This is a genomic window from Sedimentibacter sp., assembly GCF_038562225.1.
Lineage (GTDB): Bacteria > Bacillota > Clostridia > Tissierellales > Sedimentibacteraceae > Sedimentibacter.
This window is the reverse complement of sequence record NZ_JBCFAS010000003.1, coordinates 260,512-274,966: the sequence shown is the minus strand read 5'-3', so window position 1 is coordinate 274,966 and position 14,455 is coordinate 260,512. Positions and strand designations below refer to the sequence as shown.

The window sequence follows — 14,455 nt, the reverse complement described above, 5'->3', positions numbered from 1 at the left end:
CAGGGCCGTAACTTACAATTTTGTAAGATTCATTCAGTCTCCAGATCAATATTTTCAAAAAATATTTTAACCCTTGTTCCTTTTCCAGCCTCTGACTCAATGATTACAGCATGGGACAGCTTTTCCAGAATGCGCTTTGAAAGGTACAGCCCTATGCCGGTGGATTTCTTGAACATCCTTCCGTTGTATCCTGTAAAACCGTTCTCAAAAACCCTGGGCAGGTCCTCCTCTTTTATGCCTATTCCTGTATCTTCAATGACGAGAATCTTCCTTTTTCTGTCCCCCAGGTAAATTGATATCTTCCCTTTGTTGGTATACTTGAGGGCATTTGACAGAATCTGTTCAATTACAAAGACAGCCCACTTTTCATCCGTCAGTACAGCGCAATCGAAAAAGGGAAAATCAAGGACAATCTTTTTCCTTATGAACACCTTGGCATACTTTCTCACTGCCTGCTTCACAATTTCCCCCAGATTGTATTCCCTGATGAGAAAATCCGTTGAACTGCTGTCAAGCCTCACATATTGAAGCACCATCTCCACATATTCCTCTATTTTGAAAAGTTCCATGGAAATATCCTTGTTAAGCTCTGATTCGTCGGACTGCAAAAGCAGCCTCATGGCGGCAATGGGCGTCTTTATCTGGTGCGCCCATGTGGTGTAATAGTCAGCCAGACTGCTCCTCAGACTGTTCGATGCGTTGATTTGATTTATCTTATCTTCATGTATTATCCTTATGATATTTTGATACTCCTCTTCTGTCTGGTTGACAGGCTCCGGCAGGCTGTCGATTGACAGGGTTATTTTATTTCTCTGTATCCTGAGGCTTTCTATCTTCTTCAAATAGGAATAGAAATCCCAGGATGCTGCAGCAATACCTATGAAAAAGCATAGCCAAAAGGCATACAGCACAGCTTCGGCAGGAATTGAGTAAATGTAAAACACGGCTGCAAAAACAGCAGAAGACAAAGCAAAAAACATTAAATGTTTTTTACGTTCCCAAACATATGACCGGATAAGTTCAAAAATGTCCTTTGATTTCATTCCACCAGGTATCCCAATCCTTTCTTTGTAATGATGAAATCACATAGTCCGGCGGTCTCAAGCTTCTTTCTGAGCCTGGCAATGTTTACCGTCAGGGTGTTTTCATCAACGTAGCTGTCCGTTTCCCACAGTTTCGCCATAAGCATGTCACGGCTTATGGTCCTTCCTTTGTTTTCCATAAGGATCAGCAGTATCTTAAAGTCGTTCCTGGTCAGATCGACCTTCTGGCTTCTGTATGTCAGTGTGGCATCTCCTACGTTCAATACCGCACCCTTATGCTCCATCAGATTTGTCTGTCCTCCGAAATCATAAGTTCTCCTCAGCATGGCCTGGACCTTAGCCGCAAGCACATTCAGGTCGAAAGGCTTCGCTATGAAATCATCCCCTCCAAGATTCATAGCCATGACGATGTTCATGTTGTCTGATGCCGATGATATAAAAATGACGGGAACCTTTGAAACCTTTCGGATTTCGCTGCACCAGTGATATCCGTTATAAAAAGGAAGTGATATGTCCATAAGAACAAGATGCGGCGAGTATGATGCAAAAATAGAAAATACATTTTCAAAATCATCCACGCACATTACCTCGCATCCCCAGGACTTTATATGATTTTTAACAGATGAAGCAATAACTGCATCATCCTCGACAATCAATATTTTATGCATATAGACTCCTAAAACATTTATTGATAACAATATAACATATAAATAGAAACAATAAAAGATAATGCAGAATTTTTATGGCAAAACTGCAATAAAAAAGCATCGGAACCCCGATGCTCAGTTTGATAAAGTATATATTGGATGTTGTCATTCTGAGAGCTTGCTCGAAGAATCTCATTTTTCAAACAAAGATGAGATCCTTCGCAATGCTCAGGATGACAGCACCGGAGTGTTTCAATAGTATGAACATAGCAATGTATGCTTGATTAAATTATTTTATTTTCGGAACTTCCAGAACCGCACCTCTGTTTCCTGATGTAACCAGGGCTCTGTATCTTGATAGATATCCCGTAGTAATTCTCGGTTCTCTCGGCTGCCAATTTGCTCTTCTTCTTTCCAGTTCCTCATCAGACACCACGAAGTCAATTGTATTCTTCAGCATGTCTATTTTGATGATGTCATCTTCTTCAACCAGTGCAATGTTTCCTCCCACTGCAGCTTCAGGCGAAACGTGTCCGATGGATGCTCCTCTTGTAGCACCTGAGAAACGACCGTCTGTTATGAGTGCAACGCTGCTTCCCAATCCTCTTCCGACGATTGCTGATGTTGGATTGAGCATTTCTCTCATTCCCGGTCCTCCCTTCGGACCCTCGTAGCGGATTACCACAACGTCTCCTTCAACTATTTTTCCTGCGTTTATGGCATTTATTGCATCTTCCTCGCAATCAAAAACTCTTGCAGGCCCTTCGTGAACCAGCATTTCAGGAGCAACGGCAGAACGCTTTACCACACATGTGTCAGGGGCAAGGTTTCCTTTAAGAACTGCTATTCCGCCTGTCTGGCTGAATGGATTATCTATTGGCCTGATTACTTCAGGATCCAGGTTTACACATCCTTCTATGTTTTCTGCAATAGTCTTTCCTGTGCAGGTAATTAGGTCCGTTTTAAGAAGACCTTTCTTATCAAGCTCATTCATTACCGCATAAACTCCCCCTGCTTCGTTCAGGTCTTCAATGTATGTGTGGCCTGCAGGTGCCAGGTGGCACAGGTTAGGAGTCTTGGCGCTTACTTCATTTGCAATTTCAGGGTTTAATTCCACTCCTGCCTCATGAGCTATGGCCGGAAGGTGAAGCATGCTGTTTGTGCTGCAGCCCAAAGCCATGTCGATTGCCAGAGCGTTCATGAATGCATCTTTTGTCATGATGTCCTTTGGTCTGATATCCTTTTCAACAAGCTCCATTATTTTCATACCTGCATGTTTTGCAAGTCTTATTCTTTCAGAATATACTGCAGGAATTGTTCCGTTTCCTTTTAGTCCCATTCCCAGAGCTTCAGTAAGACAGTTCATGCTGTTTGCCGTGTACATGCCTGAACACGACCCGCATGTTGGGCATGCCTTCTGCTCGTACTCTTCAACTTCCTCCATGGAGATTTTTCCTGCGTTGTAAGCTCCCACGGCTTCAAACAAACTGGATAGACTGGTTTTACAGTTTTTTACCCTTCCTGCAAGCATGGCGCCGCCGCTCACAAAAATTGTTGGAATATTAACTCTCGCCGCTGCCATTAACAGTCCCGGAACGTTTTTATCGCAGTTAGGAACCATTACAAGTCCGTCAAAACAATGAGCCATTGCCATTGCTTCTGTTGAATCAGCAATCAAGTCTCTTGTAACTAGAGAATACTTCATTCCTTCATGTCCCATGGCAATTCCGTCACACACTGCTATTGCAGGAAACACTACAGGTGTTCCTCCTGCCATTGCAACTCCCAATTTGACCGCATCAACAATCTTGTCCAGGTTCATGTGTCCCGGTACTATTTCATTGTATGAACTTACAATTCCTATCAACGGCTTGTTCATTTCTTCCTTTGTATGCCCCAAGGCATTAAAAAGAGAGCGATGAGGCGCCTGTTGAACTCCTTTTGTTACTTGATCACTTCTCATAATTTCCTCCTGATTTAATCTATATTTTTATTTCAATCAACTGATTTATCGATATCGGTAACCTCATTATTTCTCAGAAATCACTCTGAAAAATGCGTCAGGTAAACAAAAACCTTTCGTCTCTGAACACATCTCATGTGTTCAGGGACGAAAGGTCTTTCGTGGTACCACCCTGGTTCGCGATATTATCGCCTCAATCAAGTCATATAACTTTATCCCAATAACGCAGGAATACGTCCCGGCCTACATATCAGTCGGAAGCTCCGGAGTGATCATTATACCAGGTAACACCGATTTTCACCATCCACCGGCTCTCTGAAGTTATCTGTCAGTATTTTTGTCTCCGTCACAGCTTTTTCATAATTTTTTTAATTATACCTACCTGTCCAACCGTTGTCAACAAATTTTTACTGTAAATTCCATTCAGTTTTTTCCAAGCAGTTATAATGCTCTCAGTTTAAAAACATATTGATTATTTTGTTACTTAAATATATAATATTTAAGTTGAAATTAAATATTAGCATCAATATAATATGGAAAATATGGTTCCAGAGTTTCTACCAAACAGCCGTAAATTGTTTGACTATTGATTGGTTCACTATCCTGTATATGATGCGAATAGATATGTCTATTCGCTTTTTAATTTCATACGTATTTATGTGAGATATTTGGAAATAGTGAACATTAGTGGTTAATATTAATTTACAAACTACTTAGGAGGAATTATGGAAAAGTATTTTAAACTTCAGGAAAACGGCACAAATGTCTCAACTGAAATTGTTGCCGGCTTAACAACATTTTTTGCAATGTCATATGTCATCTTTGTGAATCCGGCAATATTATCTGCAACGGGAATGCCTTCACAGGCAGTGTTCCTGGCAACCATCATAGCTTCAGTTATAGGAACACTCGTCATGGGATTGTTCGCCAACGTACCGTATGCTCAGGCACCAGGCATGGGACTTAATGCATTTTTCACATATACTGTTGTGTTTGCCCTTGGATTCACATGGGAACAGGCATTGGCTCTTGTGTTCATATGCGGACTCTTAAACATTTTCATCACTGTTACAAGAATAAGGAAAAGTATAATAAAATCAATACCTGAAAGTCTTCAAAACGCCATAAGCGGCGGAATTGGAATTTTCATAGCATACATTGGAATCAAGGGAGCAGAAATGGTGCAGTTCACTTCAGAATCTGCAAGCATAATTTCAGTGAACGGCCAGGCCTTTGCTGCAGACGGGACATACAGCAGCATTTTCTCGGTTGTTTCAAACGGTGGAATTATTCCTGCACTTGTTGACTTTACAAATCCTGCCACTCAGCTGGCACTCATAGGTCTTGTAATATTGGTTTTTCTTCTTGTGATAAAAGCAAAAGGAGCAATACTCATAAGCATCATAGCAACAACACTCATAGGAATTCCTTTCGGAGTTGTTGATGTATCTGCATTATCCTTGTCTTCAGGCAGCCTGAGCTCTTCATTTGCAGACCTTGGAACAACATTCGGCGCCGCATTCGGTCCTAAAGGCATGCAGTCCTTGTTTTCGGATCCTTCAAAAATACCGTTGGTATTGATGACTGTATTTGCATTCAGCTTGTCTGATACGTTTGATACCATAGGAACATTCATCGGAACAGGAAGAAGAAGCGGAATATTCAGCGAGGAAGACCAGAAATCACTTGAAACAAGCACAGGCTTCAAATCCAAAATGGATAAAGCGCTTTTTGCAGATGCCATAGCAACATCAATCGGAGCAATATTCGGAACCTCTAACACAACAACATACGTTGAAAGCGCTGCAGGAATAGGAGCAGGCGGCAGAACCGGACTCACAAGCGTAGTTACGGCTATATTATTCCTTTCATGCATCCTGATTGCTCCAATAGCTGGAGTTGTGCCTTCAGCTGCAACTTCGCCCGTCCTTATAATAGTTGGTGTCATGATGATGTCGTCATTCACCAAAATAAATTGGGAAGACCTTGAAGAGGCGATTCCTGCATTCTTCGCCTCAGTGTTCATGGGCTTTTCATACAGCATTTCCTACGGAATAGCGGCAGGTTTCATTTTCTACTGCCTAATTAAACTGTTCAAGGGTCAAATAAAAGAAGTTCACCCAATTTTAATAGTATCCACATTGTTGTTCATAGCAAACTTTGTGGTTCTTGCAATAATCAGTTAATTGACTCATATCGCCTCGTTACTGAAGCTTCAGTTTTATAACAAAGCACCTTTCAAACGCGTCATTCTGAAGGCGAAGCCTGAAGAATCTCAACACTTAAACATTAGGAGATTCTTCGCTGCCGCTCAGAATGACAAATTCGTAGTTTGTCAATAGTCTGCTGCCTCCCTCGGGAGGCTTTTTTATTTCAGCAAATTTGACATTAATTGCGTCGGTCTTGCATTTTTAAGAATGCCCTTCCGGTGATTTTTGCAAAGCAGCCTGCATTTTCTGAACGATGTGGTTTTTAAATTGCATTTTAACGCAGGCTAACTGCTTTTTTTCAAACTTTTTTATATTTTTTTGCATTTTTATATTTACAAGTTGCATTTTAGATGTTATAATGAGTTATCAAATCAAATCTAGGAGGTTTTAATATGGGTATACAAGTGAAAGATATAAGAGACGTCGTTGCAAAAATCAATTTTAATAAATGCGGAACCATTACATGCATCTACAACGTAGACAGCAAGTGCACACAAAAAGAATGCGAACTACATGAAAGAGGATTGAAGCAGGAAGAAGATTAATATGATTCTTACAATTGAAAACTATAGATAAAAGCGGCAGCTGAGATGATGGCCGCTTTTATTATGCAAAAAATTGTCCGCAGCTTCGCCAAATGTCAATGTCTTTACCAAAACGCGAAATAAAAATTCCGGTTTCCCGGAATTTCACTATATGGCTATCTCTTCAGTTTGAATTATGTTAAGGTATCTCAAAGACTCGATGGCGTCCCAGAAGAAGCACTCTTCGCCTATTATTTCTGTGAGTCCCGAACGGTCGAACATTTCCTTCACATTGTCCTGAACCCCGCAGAATATGACAAGCGTGCCGCTGCTTTTCAGCTTCCCAACAACTTCCTTGAACACTCCCACTGCAGACTCGTCAATGCTGGTGGCGGCCCTCATGGATATTATCATGTTTTCCGTATCTATTCCGTGAACAGTGAGCTGCTCAAGCTTATCTCTGGTTATAAAGAACAAGGGCCCGGTAAGATATACTATTTTCGTGTTCACATAATCCGATGAAACCTCATGGCCTTTGATTCTCTTCAAATCCACCGGACTCACGTCAATCTTCAATTCGCTGTTCTTCAGCACAAATATCATGATGCCCAGGAACACTCCTATAAGGATTGCAATTGTCAGATCGAACATGACGGTTGCAGCCATGGTTATTGTGAACTCCAAAATGGCAGTCCCGAATTTCTTTTCAAATATGTACTTTATCTCATTCCACTCATTCATTCTCCAGGCCGTTACCATGAGCACTCCCGCCAGTGCAGCCATTGGGATTCTCGAAATGAACCTGCCCAGAAACAGCATGGACAGCATCAGCCCCAAAGACTGTACAAGAGAAACCATTCGTGTCTGTCCTCCGGACTTAAGGCCTACGCTGGTTCTCGCAAGCACTGCAGAGGCAGGTATACCGCCGAAAAACGGAATTATGATGTTCCCAAGCCCCTGAGCCATCAATTCTCTGTCTGCATTCAAGGGCTCGTTCTTCACCTTGCCTGCTGACGCACCGCAAAGAAGGCTCTCAATCATGCACAGTATGGCTACGCTCATAGCCGGACTCAACAGCTTAAATGCCGTACCAAGGGGCACAGTCCCGAGACTGAGCCTTTGCTCCAGAAATATGGTGTTTGGAATTTCACCCACAAGCTTAACAGGAAAATTCAAAACCCAGTTTACAGCCAGTGCTATGATAAGTCCCGCCAGCGATGACGGAAACCTAGCATTCCATTTCTTGGGCCAGAAAACCATAATGGCAATTACCATAAGCCCTATGAAAACCGCGTAGAAGTTAGGTGAAAATCCCAGTTCTCCGTAAGACATGATCTTTTCTATGATGTCTGCTCCGGCTGAAGTTGTACCAAAGAAGTTGTCCAGCTGTCCCAGTGCGATTATTGCTGCTATTCCTGACGTAAAACCTGTGATGACCGGTCCGGGTATGAATGTCACAAGCTTTCCGAAGTGAAAAACAGCAGCCATGATCAGAAGCACTCCTGACAGAAAACCAGTCACAAACAGGCCCTGAGGTCCGTAGCCTGCAAAGACGGTTGCCAGTATGGCAATCATTGTGCCTGTTGGACCTGATACCTGGTATGATGCTCCGGCAAATCCACCCATCACAATCCCTGCAAGTATTGCAGACATTATTCCCGATGCGGCTCCTGCGCCTGAGCTTACACCGAATGCCAGTGCCAGCGGAAGAGCAACTGCAGTTACCGTAAGCCCTGCCATTACGTCCTGTGACAGTTTTTTGCCGTTGTAACCCGCAAACTCCAGCCTAAGATCCTGAAAATATTGTTTTAACATTTCTCTCTCCATATAATTGTAATTATATAATACCAGATGAATATTATCACTTTCTTCCAATAAACGCAACAAAAAAACCGCTGAATTTCCAACGTTTTGCGAAAACGTTTCCGCGGTTTTTCATTTATATTAATTATTGTTGCATTTTTATTTCCATTTCCCCTATTTTGACCTTCTGGATTTTTGTGGTATCCAGTGGCTTTAAAAATATCATGTTTATTGTTGAAGTCAGAGGATTTGTGCTTGTTCCCATGCTTGAGATTTCAGCTTTTGATCCGTCTTCCATTATCACCTCAACAGAGTCGTTCAGCCTGCCGCCTCTTTCGTTGCCGGAAAGGATGCTGTTGTACATTTTTACCGTCAGAGACAGGGGCGATATCTTGATGTTATCCACCGTGTACTTTCTGCCGTCCAAAATAACACTCCTGTTTACAGGAACAGTAACGGTGGTATTTTTATAGTTTGCTCTGAATTGAACTTCCCAATGACCATTTACTGTGTTGGTTTTGTTGACCATATCATATTTGAATTCATAGTTTTTAAGTTCTTCCATATCCTTTATTTCAAAAATGTAGTAGTCGTAATCAGTCCCGCCGCGACGCTCTGTCAGTACCAGCGAAGAGTACAGTTTTTCATCAGCGTTTGATTTGCTTTCGAAGTATATGTTCCCAAGACTTGAATCACCATATTCCTGCCTTACAATTCTAAGGCACAGATTTTTTTCTGCAAATCCGGCATTGTCTATTGATACGCCGCCTGTCCCTTCTGCGGCTGGGATGTTAAGACCGATAAAGGGCAGAACCTTTTCAGGCGTAATGTCATTTATGTGCTGTGCCTTTTGCTTTTCATCCTCCGGCATGTTTTCATCCACGGGAATGTACGGCTTGTTTTCATTTATTATGAGTTCCTGGTCCTGATAGTCCGTGTTTTCAGCCAGAAAGCCGTACAGGTCAAATTTATTTTCAGGTTCTTCAATAGAATATTCAGTAAAATTTTCTGCTGTGAGCGCAAGTTTTTTTCCGGCTGCCTTTTTTTCGGTGTTGCCGATCAGCACAAAAGTTGCCTTGTTGTCATCGGGATCGGAATCCTCAATCTTATACCAGGTATAGCCGCCGGAACCGCCAAAGTCCAGATTAAGATGTTCAAAATCAATGTAATCAGCCTTTTTGAAGCTGGTGCCGTCTTCCTTTATAAGCTCAAATATGATGTAAAATGAATTTTCGTCACCAACCATGTTTGCCACGTTAAGCGTAATGCCGTTCGAGGTTGAACTCTCCTGAATTTCGGTTCCCATATCATTGACATACCTGATATTTTCACCGAACAGTCTGTGGTATGCGGCTGAAAGTCCTCCCTGCGCAAAAACGGCTGCAAAGGATAACAGCATTACCATTGCTGCAGCAAGCGGCAGTATGAACCTTCTGCTTGCAGGTTTTTTCCTGTTCAGCTTCTGCAGGGTCATCTTTTTAATCCTTTTTGCTTCTTCCCGGGACATTTCCTCCTCCTGAAAAACCATGTCTTCATTTTCCAGGCTGAAGCTGTCCAGCAATTCATCTATTTTTTTCATGGCGTCATCCTTTCTATATGTTTATGCCGTTTTCAACAAGGGCTGCCTTAAGCCTTTCCTTTCCCCTGTAAAGCTTGTTTTCCACCGCCTTGGCACTGACCCCCATAGATAGGGCGATGTCCTTCACCGCCTCATAAAGGTAGTACCGCCTGATGAATATGTCCTTGTCCGGCTGCGGCAGACTGTAAATTGTATCCTTGATTATTTTTCTGTTAATGGTACCTGCAACATGGTCATCCATGTCAAATTCCAGCTGAATATCATTTTCCTCCAGAGGAATGAGTTCTCTCTTGTTCATTTTTCTGTTGAGCTTGTTTATGCTTACAAACCTGGCTATGGATATGATGTAGTTTTTAAGCACGCCCTTGCTGCTGTCATAATTATCGATGGACTTCCATAGCTCCACAAATACATCCGATATGCATTCCTCTGCATCCTGGCGGTTCTCGTATCCGATGATTCTCACTACCACGGTCTTTACAAGGCCCCCATATTCATCTATGGCACAGGAAAGTCCCTTGGAAGGATTTTTCTTTAAAAGATTTATTAAATTTTCATCATTCATGATGCCCTCCCTCATTAGCTCCTTCATATGCATATTCACAATTTAAACGGATTTCACTCACATTATACTATAAAAACATAAAAAAACTCAAAAATAAAAACGGCTGTGGTTAAACAGCCGTCTCAGCTTACATTATTATTTTGTCAATTGTTATGTCCTTTAAATCCTTGCAGCCTGACATTATCATTACGTCTCGAAGCTCTGCACCGATTTTTTCCGTGTAAAGGGCTACCCCTTCACTTCCGCCTCCGAAAGCTGCTATGACGTACGGTCTTCCTATGAGAACGGCATCAGCACCAAGTGCTATAGCCTTGAACACGTCTGCTCCCGAGCGTATGCCTCCGTCAACAAAAATTTTCAGTTTATCTCCCACAGCTTCCCTTATTTCCGGAAGCATTGAACATGGGGCTGCAGCATCCTGCAGAACTCTTCCTCCATGGGAAGAAACAACTATTCCGTACGCTCCTGCTTCCAGCGCCTTTTTTGCACCTTCAGCAGTCATGACGCCTTTTACGATAAACGGTACCTTTGTTGATGATGCCAGCTCCGAAAGTTCTTCAACGCTTTTTGCCGATACAGGCTTGCCTGCCAGGGCCAGGTTAATGAGCCCTGCAGAATCTATGTCCATGGCGAATGCCATGGCGCCTGCTTCTTCAAGCAGCCTGATCTTTTCAATTACCTTGTCGTTTTTCCAGGGCTTGATTGTAGGAACCGCAGCACCTTCTGCTCCCCTGATGTAAGGAATGGTATCCAGAAAAATACTGTCATTGGCGCCGTCTCCCGTGAAGGCTGCGCTTCCTGCTTCCAGAGTTCCGTTCACAACCGCATCCACATACTCGGATTCTGTTATGGCGCCGTTGTAGTTTAAATTCATACCTCCGATGGGAGCCGCAAAAAACGGATACTTGAATGTCTTGCCAAATATGCTAAGAGAAGTGTCCTGGCCTTCATTCTTGTAGATTACATCCAGCTTGATCTTTATTTTAGACAGATATTCCACTGAATCTATGAACGCTCTTCCGTTCCCCTTTCCGCCGGTGCCCGGTATTTCACCCTTGCATACAATCCCGTTGCACTCCTTGCATACCCTGCAGTTAGGAGCCATTTTTCTTCTTGCGTTTTCCAGTAATTCCTGATAAGTCATGTTGTTCTCCCTTTACTATAATTTGCTTTTATAATAATATTTTATTAGCTAAGCTGAAATTTTTCAACCGTTATCTTGACTTCAGATGCTCTAGCCTTTCAACAACCTTATCCATCATGTCACGATATTTCTCAAGCTTTTCCCTTTCCTCGGCAACAACGTTCTCGGGAGCCTTGCTCATGAATTTTTCGTTTCCAAGCTTGTTGTTAACTCTGTCTAGCTCCCCTTGCAGCCTTGACTTCTCTTTTTCAAGCCTATCTATTTCCTTCTCGAAATCTATGAGGTCAGCCAGCGGCAGATATATTTCTGTACCTTCTATAACCGAGGAAGCAGTGTCCTCGCCTATCTGCGTCTTGTCATGAACAATCTTAACTTCCGTAATGTTGGCCAGTGTGGCAAAGTACTTGCTGCCTGCTTCTATGAACTCCCTTGCTTCATCCTTTGAAGGAACAAATATTGCTCTCGCCTTCCTGGAAGGAGCAACGTTCATCTCAGCCCTCGTGTTACGGATGCTTCTTACGGCTTCCATCAAGAATTCCATGTTTGATTCATCCTTCTCGAAGTTTTCGGAATCAGAGTATTTAGGCCAGTCGGCTTTCACAAGCCTTGAATCCGTGCCCGGCAGGAACGACCATATTTCTTCAGTTATGAACGGCATGAACGGATGCAGCAGCTTCAGCATGTCTTTTAAAACCTTAATGAGAACAAATCTTGCAGTATCCTTGTCTGTTCCTTCTTCTCCGTACAATCTCGGTTTAACTATTTCAATGTACCAGTCGCAGTATTCGTTCCAGATGAAGTCATAAACCCTTTGCGCCGCAAGACCAAGCTCGAACTTGTCAAGATTGTCGGTAACTTCCTTTGCTGCCTTGTTCATTCTAGAGATTATCCACTTGTCTTCCGTCTTGTAGTTGGCGGAAGCTGTTTCTGCATCCATCAGTTCGCCTTCAATGTTCATGAGAACGAACCTTGATGCGTTCCAAAGCTTGTTGGCAAAGTTACGGCTTGACTCCAGCCTGTCGTTGTTAAATCTCGTATCATTTCCCGGTGATATGCCTGTCATGAGCATGAATCTCAGTGCGTCTGCCCCGAACTGGTCTACAACCTCAAGGGGATCTATGCCGTTTCCCAGGGACTTGCTCATCTTTCTTCCCTCGGCATCCCTAACAAGACCGTGAATGAACACGTGCTTGAAAGGAGATTTGTCAGTCATCTCAAGTGCGGAGAAAACCATGCGAACAACCCAGAAGAATATTATGTCGTAGCCTGTTACCAATACGTCTGTAGGATAGAAGTACTTGAAGTCTTCAGTCTGATTAGGCCATCCCAAGGTGGAGAAAGGCCACAATCCCGATGAGAACCATGTGTCAAGAACATCCTCATCCTGCTTTATGTTTGAGCTGCAGCATTTAGAACATTTGTGAGGAGCATCCTTTTGAACCATTATCTCGCCGCATTCCTGGCAGTAGTATGCGGGAATTCTGTGTCCCCACCACAGCTGTCTTGAAATGCACCAGTCTCTGATGTTTTCCAGCCAGTGTGTGTATATCTTGGTGAAGCGCTCTGGAACAAATTGAACTTCCTTATCCTCCCCTGCCTTGAGAGCCGGTTCAGCCAGAGGCTTCATCTTAACGAACCACTGGTCAGAAACCCTTGGTTCAACTATGTTGTGGCATCTATAGCATGTTCCTACGTTGTGATCTGTGTTTTCTGTTTTAACCATGAAGCCGTTGTCTTCAAGTTCCTTTACAAAAGCCTTCCTACACGAGAAACGGTCCATGCCGTTGTACTTGCCGGCCTGCTCGTTCATTGTTCCGTCTTCGTTCATGCAGTTTATCTGTTCCAGGTTGTGGCGAAGTCCTATCTCAAAGTCATTGGGGTCGTGGCATGGAGTTATTTTCAATGCACCTGTTCCTTTTTCCATGTCTGGGTACTCATCTCCGATTATGGGAATTTCTCTTCCAACCAGAGGAACAATTACTTTCTTTCCTATGAGGTGCTTGTATCTTTCATCTTCCGGATGGGCGGCTATGGCCACGTCTCCGAATATTGTCTCAGGCCTTGTGGTTGCGACAACGAAGTACTCATCAGGATTTTCAACGTATGGGTATTTTACATAGTAGTACTTGCCCGGTATGTCCTCGTGCTCAACCTCTGCGTCTGACAGTGTAGTCTGGCAGTCGGGGCACCAGTTAATTATCCTGTTTCCTCTGTAAATCAGTCCCTTTTCATAAAGCTTTATGAAAAATTCAACTACGGCTTCGTTGCAGCCTTCATCCATGGTGAATCTTTCTCTTGACCAGTCGCATGAATTGCCCAGCTTCTTAACCTGCTTTACGATTCTTCCGCCGTATTCTTCCTTCCACTGCCATGCACGTTTTAAGAATTCTTCCCTGCCGATATCTTCCTTGGATTTTCCTTCTTCCTTCTTGAGCCTTTCAACTACCTTAACCTCCGTAGCTATGCTGGCGTGGTCGGAGCCCGGAAGCCACAAGGCTTCATAGCCCTGCATCCTTTTCCATCTTGTGAGTACATCCTGCAGAGTCATGTCAAGAGCATGCCCCATGTGAAGCTGTCCTGTTATGTTCGGAGGAGGCATCACTATGGTGAAGGGTTTTTTGTCCTTGTTCACTTCTGCCTTAAAGCAGTTTTCTTCCATCCAAATATCATAAATCTTGTCTTCAAATTCTTTTGGATTGTACTTGCTGGGTATGTTTGTTGTCATAATATATATTCCTTTCATCATAATATAGATTCAAATTTTTGTTTCAGTATTGCATAGCTTCGCAGTTTCGTTCACCAATTTATCAGCTCGCTGCGCTCGCATAAGCCGGGAACTCATTGCGGTTGACCTGCCGCTGTCGGGCATACAAAAAGCGGGTGTTCTCCTCACAAAAGGACGAGAAAACCCGCGGTACCACCTAATTTCCATTACGGCTCTTAATTGTATAACGGAATAACCGTTTAATCCTACTTT

Annotated in this window: 10 protein-coding genes, 1 riboswitch and 2 other annotated features (1 of these 13 cut by a window edge); of the genes, 2 read left to right on the top strand and 8 right to left on the bottom strand. The window is 43.0% G+C overall.

The features are described from left to right. Positions 1-29: 29 nt before the first annotated feature. The 3 genes from AAGU76_RS13095 to ilvD all read right to left on the bottom strand — a co-directional run bounded on the left by AAGU76_RS13095 (position 30) and on the right by ilvD (position 3,653). On the bottom strand, positions 30-1,043 hold the full coding sequence (locus AAGU76_RS13095) for a sensor histidine kinase (RefSeq protein ID WP_342485956.1): 1,014 nt from the start codon (positions 1,041-1,043) through the stop codon (positions 30-32). After that, the gene (locus AAGU76_RS13090; RefSeq protein WP_342485955.1) at positions 1,040-1,711 is read right to left on the bottom strand and encodes a response regulator transcription factor; all 672 of its coding nucleotides are present in this window, start codon (positions 1,709-1,711) and stop codon (positions 1,040-1,042) included. The genes AAGU76_RS13095 and AAGU76_RS13090 overlap by 4 nt, the downstream gene beginning before the upstream one ends. Before the next feature lie 268 nt (positions 1,712-1,979). Continuing rightward, complete coding sequence (gene ilvD / locus AAGU76_RS13085) at positions 1,980-3,653, bottom strand: dihydroxy-acid dehydratase (protein ID WP_342485954.1); 1,674 nt, start codon at positions 3,651-3,653, stop codon at positions 1,980-1,982. Positions 3,654-3,793: 140 nt separating this feature from the next. Further along, positions 3,794-4,012, bottom strand: a binding site (T-box leader). 145 nt (positions 4,013-4,157) lie between these two features. Continuing rightward, a riboswitch (purine riboswitch) is annotated at positions 4,158-4,259 on the top strand. Positions 4,260-4,378: 119 nt separating this feature from the next. On the opposite strand from ilvD, the gene AAGU76_RS13080 reads away from it, so the two are divergent. Together AAGU76_RS13080 and AAGU76_RS13075 are read left to right on the top strand one after the other, a co-directional pair. After that, positions 4,379-5,839 carry an NCS2 family permease gene (locus tag AAGU76_RS13080; RefSeq protein WP_342485953.1) on the top strand — a complete coding sequence of 487 codons (1,461 nt, stop codon included), beginning with the start codon at positions 4,379-4,381 and terminating at the stop codon, positions 5,837-5,839. Between the two features lie 416 nt (positions 5,840-6,255). Beyond that, a complete protein-coding gene (locus AAGU76_RS13075) occupies positions 6,256-6,408 on the top strand; it encodes a hypothetical protein (protein WP_342485952.1) in 153 nt (50 codons plus the stop codon). A gap of 147 nt (positions 6,409-6,555) precedes the next feature. Here the strand turns inward: AAGU76_RS13075 and AAGU76_RS13070 are convergent, their stop codons facing one another. From AAGU76_RS13070 to AAGU76_RS13050, 5 genes are all read right to left on the bottom strand, one after another. Beyond that, complete coding sequence (locus AAGU76_RS13070; RefSeq protein WP_342485951.1) at positions 6,556-8,202, bottom strand: SulP family inorganic anion transporter; 1,647 nt, start codon at positions 8,200-8,202, stop codon at positions 6,556-6,558. A gap of 133 nt (positions 8,203-8,335) precedes the next feature. Beyond that, the gene (locus AAGU76_RS13065; RefSeq protein ID WP_342485950.1) at positions 8,336-9,769 is read right to left on the bottom strand and encodes a DUF4179 domain-containing protein; all 1,434 of its coding nucleotides are present in this window, start codon (positions 9,767-9,769) and stop codon (positions 8,336-8,338) included. Positions 9,770-9,782: 13 nt separating this feature from the next. Further along, a complete protein-coding gene (locus AAGU76_RS13060) occupies positions 9,783-10,334 on the bottom strand; it encodes a sigma-70 family RNA polymerase sigma factor (RefSeq protein WP_342485949.1) in 552 nt (183 codons plus the stop codon). A gap of 127 nt (positions 10,335-10,461) precedes the next feature. After that, complete coding sequence (locus tag AAGU76_RS13055) at positions 10,462-11,478, bottom strand: alpha-hydroxy-acid oxidizing protein (protein ID WP_342485948.1); 1,017 nt, start codon at positions 11,476-11,478, stop codon at positions 10,462-10,464. 70 nt (positions 11,479-11,548) lie between these two features. After that, the gene (locus tag AAGU76_RS13050) at positions 11,549-14,203 is read right to left on the bottom strand and encodes a valine--tRNA ligase (protein WP_342485947.1); all 2,655 of its coding nucleotides are present in this window, start codon (positions 14,201-14,203) and stop codon (positions 11,549-11,551) included. 167 nt (positions 14,204-14,370) lie between these two features. Next, positions 14,371-14,455: a binding site (T-box leader), on the bottom strand (it continues 120 nt past the right edge of the window).

Excerpts from the sequence above, each read along its gene's own strand:
- AAGU76_RS13095 (WP_342485956.1), bottom strand. The coding sequence starts at position 1,043 with ATGAAATCAAAGGACATTTTTGAACTTATCCGGTCATATGTTTGGGAA.
- AAGU76_RS13090 (WP_342485955.1), bottom strand. The coding sequence starts at position 1,711 with ATGCATAAAATATTGATTGTCGAGGATGATGCAGTTATTGCTTCATCT.
- ilvD (WP_342485954.1), bottom strand. The coding sequence starts at position 3,653 with ATGAGAAGTGATCAAGTAACAAAAGGAGTTCAACAGGCGCCTCATCGC.
- AAGU76_RS13080 (WP_342485953.1), top strand. The coding sequence starts at position 4,379 with ATGGAAAAGTATTTTAAACTTCAGGAAAACGGCACAAATGTCTCAACT.
- AAGU76_RS13075 (WP_342485952.1), top strand. The coding sequence starts at position 6,256 with ATGGGTATACAAGTGAAAGATATAAGAGACGTCGTTGCAAAAATCAAT.
- AAGU76_RS13070 (WP_342485951.1), bottom strand. The coding sequence starts at position 8,202 with ATGTTAAAACAATATTTTCAGGATCTTAGGCTGGAGTTTGCGGGTTAC.
- AAGU76_RS13065 (WP_342485950.1), bottom strand. The coding sequence starts at position 9,769 with ATGAAAAAAATAGATGAATTGCTGGACAGCTTCAGCCTGGAAAATGAA.
- AAGU76_RS13060 (WP_342485949.1), bottom strand. The coding sequence starts at position 10,334 with ATGAATGATGAAAATTTAATAAATCTTTTAAAGAAAAATCCTTCCAAG.
- AAGU76_RS13055 (WP_342485948.1), bottom strand. The coding sequence starts at position 11,478 with ATGACTTATCAGGAATTACTGGAAAACGCAAGAAGAAAAATGGCTCCT.
- AAGU76_RS13050 (WP_342485947.1), bottom strand. The coding sequence starts at position 14,203 with ATGACAACAAACATACCCAGCAAGTACAATCCAAAAGAATTTGAAGAC.